The sequence below is a fragment of the Solibacillus faecavium genome, assembly GCF_014836905.1.
Lineage (GTDB): Bacteria > Bacillota > Bacilli > Bacillales_A > Planococcaceae > Solibacillus > Solibacillus faecavium.
Genome location: NZ_JACSPZ010000003.1, coordinates 431,751 through 443,811, shown reverse-complemented (window position 1 = coordinate 443,811; position 12,061 = coordinate 431,751). Strand labels below are relative to the sequence as shown.

Here is a 12,061-nt window from a genome sequence, read left to right as displayed (position 1 = left end):
CCGCCAGCGTTCGTCCTGAGCCAGGATCAAACTCTCCATAAAAGTAGTTTGAAAGCTCATTTGCTTTGCTAGCGATTCAACTTAATTAAAAGTTGAAATCTATTGTTTGCTTCATTTAAGAAGCTTGTTTCATTAACGTTGCTTGTTCAGTTTTCAAGGTTCATATAGCTCCGAAAAGGAACTTCTCAAGATTACCATCTTAAAGTTATTATGTCAATAACATTTATAATATATTTCTCAGTAACTCACCGACTCGAATTATTATATTTCATTTAAAATCCGAAGTCAATAATTATTGTGAAATACTTTTGAAGTAACCATCCTCTTAAGGACAATTAATAATATACCTTAAAAGGATGTATAAAATCAAGCTTTTTTTCTAAAAATCTTTTTCACATCAACAACAAATAACATTATGCCCAATATTACGATTAAACCACCCACTAATTGATAGGCTGTCAAATACTCATTAAAGATAAATAGTGCCAATATTGCTGCTCCAACAGGTTCAAACAAAATCGCAATAGAAATCACGTTCGTACTCACCCACTTTAATGACCAGTTAAAAAGATTATGCCCTAATAAATTAGGAATAATCGCCAACAATAAAAACCACATCCAATCAATCGCCGGGTAAGGACCGAATGATTCTCCTTTTACAATAATATAAAAGAATAATGTAATCGTACTTACTGAATACACGACCATTGTATAAGTTACAAGTGACAGTCTCTTTCTAACATCTTGACCAAACAATAAATATCCGGTTACTAATGCACAAGCAATTAAAGCTAAAATATCACCATAAAGTGCTGAACCGCTAATTCGGAAGTCTCCCCAACTAATCAGAACACTTCCTAAAATTGCTATAGCACCTGCCACAAGCGTCTTTAATGTAATCTTCTCTTTAAAAAATAGGTAGGTTCCGATAAAAGCGAACAAAGGCTGCATTGTAACCAAAACAGTAGAGCTTGCAACGGAAGTGTAGTTTAGTGACTCAAACCATAAGATAAAATGAAATGCTAAAAAAATTCCTGCTATCGAAGAAAAGAACCAATCCCGTTTTGTTAGCATTTTGATTTCGTGGCTATATTTCATTAAAAACCACGGTAGCATAATTATGATTGAAAACAACATACGATAAAATGCAATAACACCCGAGTCTGCACTAGCCAGTTTTACAAAGATTGCAGAAAGGGAAACAGAAATTACACCTATCATAATTGGGATATACGGATGAATTGGTGGTCTTTCCACAAACATGCCTTCTTTCTATATAAATAGTTTAGCATCCGATATTTTTACGATAACTAACCTTACAAACTATACCTCATAAATGATCTTTTTTCGATCTATTCTATAGAAAGGAGATAAACGCGTCATGGAATGGTTAAGTACTGATAATTTTACTATAGAAGTTTTATTAAAATTATCAATTGCGGCAACACTAAGTTTAATTATTGGAATAGAGAGGGAATTAAAAAAGAAGCCAGTCGGTTTAAAGACAAGTTTAGTTATTGCTACATTTAGCTGCTTACTAACAATTATATCAATCGAAACTGCCTATTCAACACCTGCACGAGATGACATCAACATTACAATGGATCCTCTCCGATTAGCTGCTCAAATTGTTAGCGGGATAGGTTTTTTAGGGGCAGGTGTTATTTTACGTAAGGGTAATGATAGTATTACAGGTCTTACAACAGCAGCTATGATTTGGGGTGCGGCAGCGATTGGTATTGCTGTTGGTGCAAACTTTTATATTGAAGCCTTTATTACAGTAATGATCGTCGTATTAGGAATCGAGCTTCTCGCCCCTTTACTTATGAAATTCGGGCCTAAAAGATTAAGGATGCGGGAAGTTTCATTAATGGTTATTACCGAACAGGCAGATAATATAAATGATTTGATGGAGTATATGAAGAAATATGATATGTACGTTGAAAATGTAAGCATTCGAGATGTATCTAACACCGAAAAAATATTGCACGAAATTGATATTAGATTTTCAACTATTGAAACAAATCATACAATTGAGTTATATAACCGACTAAGAAAGCTTAAATTTGTTCAAAATATTAAAATTGAATACTTAGATTAAATGGAGGAAAACGCATGGGAGAATTATTTAAGTTAATAAAAGGTGGTAATAAGCCATCCTTAATCGCCGCTTTTGTCAATTCATTTTTAGGCATTATAAAAGGGGTTGCGTTCTTCTTCACTGGCAATGTCGCCATGTTCGCAGAAATGATGCACTCATTTGGGGATGCTGCAAACCAATTTTTCGTATTTATCGGTTCCGCGCTGTCGAAAAAAGCTCCAACTCCAAGATTCCCCAACGGATACGGGCGTATTGTTAACTTAGTGTGCTTAGGAGCTGTTTTAATTGTTGCTATTCTTTCTTATGAGACCATTAAAGAAGGTTGGCATCACTTCATGCATCCTGCTACAGAATCTTCAGGCGTAGCTATTGCACTTGGTGTATTAACAATCGGGTTCGTATTGGAATTATTCGTTTTAAACAAGGCCGCAAAAGAAGTATTGCATGAAGTTGGGGTAGAGCGTAAAGGGATTGCAATCATTCAGTCTGCTAAGTATTTGAAACGTGCAAAGCCTGCTACAAAGCTTGTTTGGATGGAAGACTTAGTGGCAACATCAGGAAACCTTCTTGCTTTTTCAGCTATTGTCATCGCCTACTTTACAGACTTCTACCGATTAGAGGGAATTGTATCTATTATCATTGGTTTAATGATGTTTTATGTAGTAGGTCGTGTATTTTTGGATAATGCACGTGGAGCTATCGGTGAAACAGATGAGGAAATGCTTGTTCATATCGGTAACTTAGTAATGGAAGATCCTCACGTAAAGGATATTGCACGACTGGAAGTAATAAAAGAGGGTGAATTTTTGCATGTGGAATTAATTGCGGAAACAGACCCTAGTCTATCGCTCGCATATTTAGATGATGTACGTGATTATTTAACTACCCTGCTATTAAATCAAAAAGGTGTTACAAAGGTGACAATGGCCTTCGATGAAGATGATGGAGAACGTGCATGGAAACATACTGTCACAAAGCCCGAAACGGAAAAAGGGATGATTTAATTAATCATCATAATTAAAGGGAAGCTGGTCCAAAAGCAGACCAGCTTCCCTTTTATATTGTTATAAAGACATTTCCAGAATTTTTCGAACGTCCTCTGCTTCAAGCTTATTGAAGTTTCCGAATGGACCATATACTAGGCAATGCTCAACCATTCCTTCAACATGACTTGCATCGATCTCAAAATCAGCTAAGCGGTTTGGTGCACCAATAGATGTCCAAAATGCTGATAATGCCTCGATTCCTTCCAACGCAACCTGCTCATCAGTTTTACCTGTTGCATCAATATTGAATACGTTGATAGCCAACTTTGCAAATCGTGCGGGATTGACGTGTAAATTATGTTTCATCCAATTAGGGAAAATTATCGCTAAGCCACTTGCATGCGCGATATCATAATAAGCTGAAACAGCATGTTCAATATTATGTGTCGCCCAGTCACCACGCGAACCTAGTGATAAGAAGCCATTTAAGCCAATCGTTCCTGCAAGCATCAATGTTTCACGGTGTTCATAATTGAATGGATCCTCTAAAGCTTTAGGAGCAACATCAATTAAGGTACGTAAAATCCCTTCACTCATTTCATCTGTAATCGGTGTGTTTGTCGCATTGTTAAAATATTGCTCAAGGATATGTGACATCGTATCCACAACACCATTTACTGTTTGATTTGCTGGCACCGTAAATGTATAGGAAGGATCTAAAATCGAAAACTTAGGGAACACAGCAGGGCTGCCCCATCCGTACTTTTCTTTTGTCTCCAAATTAGTAATAACCGATCCTGAATTCATTTCTGATGCTGTTGCCGCTAACGTTAAAACAGTTGCCAAAGGTAATGCTTCCAATGCCAATACTTTCTTCGTTACAATATCCCATGCATCTTCTTCGACTTTGGCTCCTGCCGCAATTAATTTCGAGCAGTCAATAACCGAACCGCCACCTACTGCCAAAACGATATCAACATTATGTTGCTTACAAATTTCAATTCCTTTTCTTGCCGTTTCTACACGTGGATTCGGTTCAACACCTGATAGTTCAAATACATTCATATCCAAATCATTCAAAATTGACATGATTGAATCGTAAACACCATTAGTTTTAATACTTCCGCCGCCATATACAATTAAAATGTTTTTCCCGTATTGTGGAAGTTCCATACGTAAGTTTTCGATACTTCCCTCACCAAAGTGTATTTTTACCGGATTGTAAAATGAAAAGTTGTTCACCAATAATTCCCCCTGTTTTTGAAAAAAGCCTCACTCCACATTGGGAGTGAGACTTAATTTTATAACGATTATACCCATCCACGGAAGCGAGAAGCCTCGGCAGTACGGCGTACCCCTACCATGTAGGCCGCTAAACGCATATTAATATTGCGGTTTTGAGCTGTTGTATATACATTATCAAACGCTGTAACCATTTTTGCATATAATTTCTCACGGACCTCTTCTTCAGTCCAATAATAACCCATATTATTTTGAACCCATTCAAAGTAGGATACTGTTACACCGCCAGCAGAGGCTAATACATCTGGAACTAGCAGGATGCCACGGTCTGTTAAAATCTTAGTAGCTTCTGCAGTCGTTGGACCATTTGCCGCTTCTACAACGATGTTCGCTTTAATATTATGTGCATTGTCTGCTGTAATTTGATTTTCAATTGCAGCCGGCACTAAAATATCGCAGTCTAATTCCAATAGTTCCTTATTTGAAATAGTGTTCTCAAATAGTGTTGTTACAGTACCGAACGAATCACGTCGGTCCAATAAATAGTCAATATCCAAACCATTAGGATCATGTAATGCACCGTGAGCATCTGAAATTCCGATTACCTTTGCCCCTAAATCGCTCATGAATTTCGCTAAGAAACTCCCAGCATTCCCGAAGCCTTGAATAACAACACGTGCACCTTTAATTTCAATCCCGCGTTTTTTTGCTGCTTCCTCGATTACAATCGTTACACCTTCAGCAGTCGCGCGATCGCGCCCTTGTGAGCCTCCAAGAACAATTGGTTTACCTGTAATAAATCCTGGCGAGTTAAATTCATCCATACGGCTATACTCATCCATCATCCAAGCCATAATTTGAGCATTTGTAAAAACGTCTGGAGCTGGAATGTCTTTAGTAGGACCTACTACTTGGCTAATGGCACGTACATAACCACGACTCAAGCGTTCGATTTCCCCCATTGACATTTCACGAGGATCGCAAATAACGCCACCTTTACCTCCACCATAAGGAAGGTCGACAATTCCACATTTCAATGTCATCCACATAGAAAGCGCTTTCACTTCTTCCTCCGAAACCATCGGGTGGAAACGTACTCCGCCCTTTGTAGGACCAACTGCATCATTATGTTGTGCACGGTAACCAGTGAATACTTTAGTCGTACCATCGTCCATTTTCACAGGAATTCTTACTGTTAACATACGGACAGGTTCCTTTAGTAATTCATACATTGCCTCATCATAGCCTAGTTTATTTAATGCCTCATGAATTACTTCTTGAGTAGATGTGAATAAGTTTAAATTTTCAGCCATTATATTATTCGCCTCTTTAAAATTATTGTATTTGTGTCTTTCCGCCAACATTGTAACATACTTCATTCAGAGTTTGTTAAATATTTCGTCACATTTTATGGACTTTTATTATTTCTATAATAATTTATGAAAAAAAGTACTTTTTAAACCATGTTTATACTTAGTTAACCTATTTTCCTCAAATAAAAACACACCTCATTATCTATTTATATAACGAGGTGTGCTGTTTAATGTCCGGATTGTTCAATCCAGTCCTTTAATTTTTCCTTTAAAATTTGAAAACCATCTGCATCTACTTCATCTACCCGATCTTGTAAAGAACGGCGAGGTTGCATATCCCTTTTCCGATGAAAGGGCACTTCTTGAAGTTCACGAATAGATAAGCTTATTTTTTTTTGATCTGTATCTACATCTAAAACCTTTACTTGTATTTCATCACCAACGGATAAAAATTCACTTACATCTTTCACAAAACCATATGTGATTTCAGAAATATGCACAAGCCCTTGCGTAAATTCATCTAAAGCAACAAAAGCTCCGTATGGTTGTATTCCTGTTACTTTACCGGTTAACACGTCACCCACTTCAATTTTTTTTGCCATACTTTGTTCCTACCTTCTTTTCGTATATACGTAAATGTCATGTTAAATTATAACATATGAAGCTTACAGTAACAAAGAATCGTATTAATCTAGCGTTTTTCTATCAATAATTATAATAAAAAACCAATAAATAAAATTATTTTATTATTTGTTGCATGAAATTTATCATTTCACTAAATCTTTTTTGCAAAATTTGCGAATATTATTGTAAAATGTTTATTTGCATACACATGAGGAGGTTGTCTTTTGTCATCTAGAGATCAATTTACATCTAAGATTGGATTTATATTAGCTGCTGCAGGTAGCGCAATCGGTCTTGGAGCAATATGGAAGTTCCCTTATATGGCGGGAACAAATGGTGGTAGTGTTTTTATTTTATTATTCGTATTATGTACAATTTTAATCGGGTTACCGATTTTAATTGCTGAGTTTATGATTGGACGAAGAGGTCAAAAAGATCCGATTACCTCTTTTAAAGAACAGGCACCGGGAAAGCCTTGGTTTATGATTGGATGGATCGGGCTAGTTGCTTGTGGACTCATCCTATCGTTTTATAGTGTCGTTGGTGGTTGGATATTGAGCTATATTGTCAGAGCAACTACATTTTCCCTTACCGGTCAAGGGAATGACTTTGGCGCATTATTTACGGATATTATTTCAAATCCAATGGAAGTCCTATTTGCACAGGCATGCTTTATGATTTTGACTTTAGTTATCGTCCAAGCCGGCATTAAAAATGGAATCGAATCGGCGAGTAAATGGATGATGCCGATATTGTTCATTTTTTTCATCTTGCTGTTTATCCGTTCGATTACATTAGAAGGTGCCTTTGAAGGTGTAAAATTCATGTTTATTCCTGATTGGTCCTATTTAAATGGAGAGACATTGATTTTAGCTTTAGGACAGGCCTTCTTTTCACTAAGTATTGGCGTTGCCGCGATGATTACTTATGCCTCTTATCTATCCAGAAAAGAGAAAATTGTAACTTCGGCTATAAATGTTGCTACATTGAACATTGCGATATCATTATTGGCGGGTCTTGTAATTTTCCCAGCCGTTTTTGCACTTGGCTTTTCTCCTACAGAAGGTCCTGGATTAGTCTTCATTATGATTCCTGCAGTGTTTGAGCAATTGCCGTTCGGTAGTTTTTTACTGCTTGTCTTTTTCATCTTATTGCTCTTTGCCACTGTCACTTCTTCCATTGCCTTATTAGAAGTAGTTGTTTCTATTGGCATACGTGAAAAAACTGCACAACGTAAAAAGGCATCTTCGTTATTAGCTGCCATTATTTTTATCGTTGGTATTCCAAGTGCTTTATCATTTGGTATTTTGTCGGACGTTTCAATTTTTGATCGTTCTATTTTTGACTTTGTGGATTATGTAACAAGTGCAATACTAATGCCAATTGGTGCCCTTTTAACTTCAATTTTTGCCGGATACCATTATTCTAAGAAAATTTCACGTGAGGAAATTCAGGCATCGCCAATTTTATATAATGTTTGGCTATTCATCGTACGCTATTTAGCACCAATATCCATCGTAGCCATCTTTATTAATAAAGTGTTCTTTAGTTAATTTTAAAAACTTGTTCAAATTGAAATTTTGAACAAGTTTTTATTTTTGTCATAAACAGGGGATTTCATAAATAGTTCTACATATTATAATAAGTAAAAAGAATATATTGGAAGGATGTGCACCAAGTGAAATTAAAGCTTCATGAACAGTTAAAAATATTGCGTCTAGAAAAAAGCTTATCCATTGAAGACCTTTCAAAAAAGACACAAGTAGGCATTGAAAAGCTGACAGCCTATGAAAAAGGTGACCAGATCCCTTCGACGCAAACAATATTATTATTATCGACGATTTTGGAAGTACCAGTGTCAAATTTAATGGATGGCTTAAATATAAAAGCGAGCGGCCTTAGTTAAAGGTCGCTCGCTTTTTTTTAAATGATGCATTTGGCTTCAAATTTTACCGCAAGTAATTTATACGCAATAGCTACACAGCGTTCAAAAGGAATCCATTGTTCAAATGAATACTCATAAACTTTCTGAATTACTTTCCCTAGCTCTGTTGGATCATCTATCCCTTGTAATGCGGCTACAACATCGGCTGTCTCCGTATCATAGCTATGAATACCAAATCCGAATGGATCCCAATTTTGTAATATATGAACACACTTTTGATTCATTTCAATATTATCCATTTCCCTCACCCTATTACTCTCTTATAATAGTTAGTATAATAACATAAGTAAAAATAATTTCTATAGAAAAGAGGATTATAATGTCTATTTTTAACGAAATTCACGCTCGCCGTAATTCCGATTCAATTAAATGGGATATGATGAGTGCAGTATACAATTTAGAGGATACTTCGAATATTTTACCAATGTGGGTAGCTGATATGGACTTTCCCCCTCCCCCTGCTATGACTCAGGCTATAAAAGAAAGATTGGAGCATCCTATATTTGGCTATACATTTGCGAGTGATGAAGTAAAGGATGCAATCGTTAAATGGTATGAAACACGTCATCAGTGGAACATTGATCCATCTACCATCCTATTCCAACCTGGTGTAGTACCAGCAATTGCTACGATAATCGAGACATTCACAGAAGTTGGAGACAAAATCGCCATGTCTACTCCGGCATATCCCCCATTCTTCAATGTCCCTAAAGACCAGATGCGGGAAGTCGTGACTTGCGACTTAACAGAAGAAAGTGGCATTTACACAATTAATTTTGAAACACTAGAAGAAGTTTTCCGTACTGGTGTTAAAATGTTTATTTTATGTAATCCCCATAATCCAGCAGGGATTGTTTGGGAGCGTAAAGAACTTGAACAGCTTGTCGCTTTATGTATTCAATATGATGTGTATTTATTATCCGATGAAATTCATGCAGACATTTTAATCCAAAAAGCCTATACACCTATTTTTACATTGCCAAATGCTGCTGAAGCAAAAATCATTACTTGTATTGCGCCTACTAAAACATTTAATATAGCTGGTATTCATGCTGCAATGATTGTTGCGCCAAATAAAGAGTTATTTACAGCTCTCGGAAAAAATTCACAGGCACATGGAAATCTTGGCTTAAATACTTTTGCAAGCACCGCTGTAAAAGCTGTCTATAATGATGGTGGCCAATGGTTAGATGAATTGCTTTTATACTTAAAAAATAATATGGAATATGTTGCAAAAGAATTAAATGCAATTGAAGGAATTAATGTAAAAATTCCTGATGCAACCTATTTAATGTGGATCGACTACCGCGCAACTGGCATTGAGGAAAAAGAAATAATGAATCGACTTCTAACAATCGGACAAGTTGCTCTAGATCCCGGTACGAAATACACGGAAGCTGGTCGAGGCTTTTTACGAATCAATGTTGCATGTCCATTTGATACGTTAAAAGTTGGCGTTGAAGGCATTAAAAAAACTTTGCAAACATTTAAATAGCAAAAAAGGGGCTATCCGGAAAATTCTTTTCGGATAGCCCCTTCTACATTTCGATTATTGTTTTTGTAACTGTTCCAATGCCTGTTCTTTAGCCATACGCTCATTACGTTCCTTTAATGCGCGTTCTTCTAAAACTTTTGCTTGTGCAGCTTGGCGAGCAGCGATACGACGAATAAAACGGAATGTAGCAAAAACAATAATCAGTAAAATCGCGAATTCAATTGCAGCAGGAAGATAAAGTGATTTGTCTTCCGGGAAATATAAAAAGCCACCAGAGAAATTCATTAAAAATTGGTTCACGTGCTCACACTTCCTTTAAAAATTAGTCAATTACAGTGATTGACTCAATCTTAACATCTTCTTTTGGTTTATCGTGCATATTTCGGTCAACGTTCGTAATATTGTCAACAACATCCATGCCTTCCACTACTTGTCCGAATACAGTATGTTTACCATCCAACCATGGCGTACCACCGTTTTTCTTGTATACTTCTACATCTTCCTTCGACCAACCGCGTACTTCCATTTGTTTTAGCATAGATACTTCCACTTGTGGTGCTTGTACGATGAAGAATTGAGAACCGTTTGTGCCTGGACCAGCATTGGCCATAGATAAAGCACCACGGATATTTAATAATTCAGGTACACACTCATCTTCGAATGTACCGCCCCAAATTGACTCTCCGCCCATACCTGTACCAGTAGGGTCGCCACCTTGAATCATGAACTTTGGAATGACACGGTGGAAAATAATACCGTTATAATAACCTGATTTCGCGTGACCTAAAAAGTTTTCAACTGTTTTTGGTGCGTGCTCCGGGAATAATTTAATTTTGATTGAGCCCATCGTTGTTTTCATTTCTACCATTACTTCGCCTGGATTTAATTCTTTCGTTAATTGTGGAAACATTTTTGTCTCTCCTTTAAATAAAATATGGAATGGTTGGGTATAGGTAATAGAACCGAACTTCCCCTTTTCTACCAAGTTTCAGTTTACCATAACTCTGTTATTTTAAGCTAATAACATGCGAGGGACTTCCTTCGTATTCCGAAATAAGTTATACTATATTACAAATATTATGGAAGAATGTGATTAATTTGAAAAATATGAGACATAATTTCATCATCATTTTAGTAGCAAACTTTATAGTTGCAGCGGCCGCTACGATGATTATGCCGTTTTTGTCTTTGTATATTGATACGTTAGGGGATTTTTCAGACGACTATGTTCAAACCTGGGCTGGTTTAATCTTTGCTGCGACATTTGTTACAGCATTTTTAATGTCTCCTATATGGGGAAGAATAGCTGACAAATACGGATACAAACCAATTATGATTATTAACTGCATAGGTGTAGCAACAAGTATTTTTTTAATGGGTTACGTCCAAAATGTTGAGCAGTTTTTCGTATTAAGATTAGCTATGGGTGTCGTCACTGGTTTTATTCCAACCTCTATCGCCTTTATAAGTAGACATACGCCAAAAGAAGTGGCTGGAAAAACATTAGGTACTCTGCAAATGGGCAGCGTCGGTGGGACATTGTTTGGTCCTGTTTTAGGTGGAGTAATGGCCGATACATTCGGTTTTAAATATACATTTATTATTACTGCAGTTGCTATTGGAATTGCGGCAATAATTATTATAGTAGGTATTCACGAACCGACTATTATACGGAAAACGAAAAATGCAATTTACGCCAGCAAGAATGTTATTTGGGCGATTTTCCATCATCGATTAATTATAAATGTCATGCTTGTAACGACATTAATCCAAATCGGAAATTTCAGTATTCAACCTTTGCTGTCGCTATATGTTTCAGAACTTACCCCTTCGCAGGAAGTCGCATTGCTTGCGGGAATTACTTTTAGTGCTGCAGGACTCGGAAACATATGCTTTGCCAGGTTTTGGGGGAAATTGAGTGACCATTACGGCTATGAAAGAATATTATCTTATTTATTAATCGTTGCTGTAATTATCATCATTCCCCAAGCATTTGTAACAGAGTTATGGCAGTTAATTGGATTGCGCTTTTTATTCGGAATTGTTTCGGGTGGGCTTATTCCAATCACTTCTGCCCTTATTCGTAGGGAAGCTCCGGTTGAGGTTCAAGGGGAAATTATGGGCTATAACCAAAGCTTCCGTTTCCTTGGCAATATATTAGGACCAGTACTAGGTGGAGTAGTTGCTAGTATCGGTGGTATCCATTCGGTATTCTATTCGACTAGCTTATTATTTTTAATCGCATTTATTGTCATGTCCATTTTAAAGAAGCTCCCTGAGCAAAATATGAAGGAGCTCTTAAAAAAACATGCTTAGATCCATATGAATATGGTATTCTTTTTTAGAAAACAACAT

General features: G+C 36.6%; 13 protein-coding genes. 6 read left to right on the top strand and 7 right to left on the bottom strand.

From position 1 onward, the window contains the following. Positions 1-366: 366 nt before the first annotated feature. Positions 367-1,257 carry a DMT family transporter gene (locus tag H9635_RS09135; RefSeq protein WP_191699873.1) on the bottom strand — a complete coding sequence of 297 codons (891 nt, stop codon included), beginning with the start codon at positions 1,255-1,257 and terminating at the stop codon, positions 367-369. A 124-nt stretch (positions 1,258-1,381) separates the two neighbouring features. On the opposite strand from H9635_RS09135, the gene H9635_RS09130 reads away from it, so the two are divergent. Together H9635_RS09130 and H9635_RS09125 are read left to right on the top strand one after the other, a co-directional pair. Next, positions 1,382-2,101 carry an MgtC/SapB family protein gene (locus tag H9635_RS09130; RefSeq protein ID WP_191699872.1) on the top strand — a complete coding sequence of 240 codons (720 nt, stop codon included), beginning with the start codon at positions 1,382-1,384 and terminating at the stop codon, positions 2,099-2,101. A gap of 14 nt (positions 2,102-2,115) precedes the next feature. Next, complete coding sequence (locus H9635_RS09125) at positions 2,116-3,105, top strand: cation diffusion facilitator family transporter (RefSeq protein WP_191699871.1); 990 nt, start codon at positions 2,116-2,118, stop codon at positions 3,103-3,105. Positions 3,106-3,165: 60 nt separating this feature from the next. Here H9635_RS09125 and H9635_RS09120 read toward each other — a convergent pair whose 3' ends face one another. The 3 genes from H9635_RS09120 to yugI form a co-directional block, all read right to left on the bottom strand. After that, a complete protein-coding gene (locus H9635_RS09120) occupies positions 3,166-4,329 on the bottom strand; it encodes an iron-containing alcohol dehydrogenase (protein WP_191699870.1) in 1,164 nt (387 codons plus the stop codon). 68 nt (positions 4,330-4,397) lie between these two features. Continuing rightward, positions 4,398-5,642: a Glu/Leu/Phe/Val family dehydrogenase gene (locus H9635_RS09115; protein ID WP_191699869.1), complete on the bottom strand. Its 1,245-nt coding sequence runs from the start codon at positions 5,640-5,642 to the stop codon at positions 4,398-4,400. 227 nt (positions 5,643-5,869) lie between these two features. Next, the gene (yugI, locus tag H9635_RS09110; protein WP_191699868.1) at positions 5,870-6,244 is read right to left on the bottom strand and encodes a S1 domain-containing post-transcriptional regulator GSP13; all 375 of its coding nucleotides are present in this window, start codon (positions 6,242-6,244) and stop codon (positions 5,870-5,872) included. Between the two features lie 246 nt (positions 6,245-6,490). On the opposite strand from yugI, the gene H9635_RS09105 reads away from it, so the two are divergent. Next, a complete protein-coding gene (locus H9635_RS09105; protein WP_191699867.1) occupies positions 6,491-7,819 on the top strand; it encodes a sodium-dependent transporter in 1,329 nt (442 codons plus the stop codon). Positions 7,820-7,944: 125 nt separating this feature from the next. Then, positions 7,945-8,172 carry a helix-turn-helix transcriptional regulator gene (locus tag H9635_RS09100; RefSeq protein ID WP_191699866.1) on the top strand — a complete coding sequence of 76 codons (228 nt, stop codon included), beginning with the start codon at positions 7,945-7,947 and terminating at the stop codon, positions 8,170-8,172. Positions 8,173-8,189: 17 nt separating this feature from the next. On the opposite strand, the gene H9635_RS09095 is transcribed toward H9635_RS09100, so the two are convergent. Then, on the bottom strand, positions 8,190-8,450 hold the full coding sequence (locus H9635_RS09095) for a DUF1871 family protein (protein ID WP_191699865.1): 261 nt from the start codon (positions 8,448-8,450) through the stop codon (positions 8,190-8,192). Positions 8,451-8,530: 80 nt separating this feature from the next. On the opposite strand from H9635_RS09095, the gene H9635_RS09090 reads away from it, so the two are divergent. Continuing rightward, positions 8,531-9,706 (top strand): MalY/PatB family protein, encoded by a 1,176-nt coding sequence (locus H9635_RS09090; protein WP_191699864.1) that lies wholly within the window; start codon positions 8,531-8,533, stop codon positions 9,704-9,706. Positions 9,707-9,760: 54 nt separating this feature from the next. Here the strand turns inward: H9635_RS09090 and H9635_RS09085 are convergent, their stop codons facing one another. Both H9635_RS09085 and H9635_RS09080 read right to left on the bottom strand, forming a co-directional pair. Beyond that, entirely contained in the window at positions 9,761-10,006 is a 246-nt protein-coding gene (locus tag H9635_RS09085; protein WP_318245195.1) for a hypothetical protein, read from the bottom strand. Positions 10,007-10,028: 22 nt separating this feature from the next. Further along, the gene (locus tag H9635_RS09080; protein ID WP_191699863.1) at positions 10,029-10,616 is read right to left on the bottom strand and encodes a peptidylprolyl isomerase; all 588 of its coding nucleotides are present in this window, start codon (positions 10,614-10,616) and stop codon (positions 10,029-10,031) included. A gap of 188 nt (positions 10,617-10,804) precedes the next feature. Between H9635_RS09080 and H9635_RS09075 the strand changes: the two genes are divergently transcribed. Then, a complete protein-coding gene (locus H9635_RS09075; protein WP_191699862.1) occupies positions 10,805-12,022 on the top strand; it encodes an MFS transporter in 1,218 nt (405 codons plus the stop codon). The last annotated feature ends 39 nt before the right edge of the window (positions 12,023-12,061 follow it).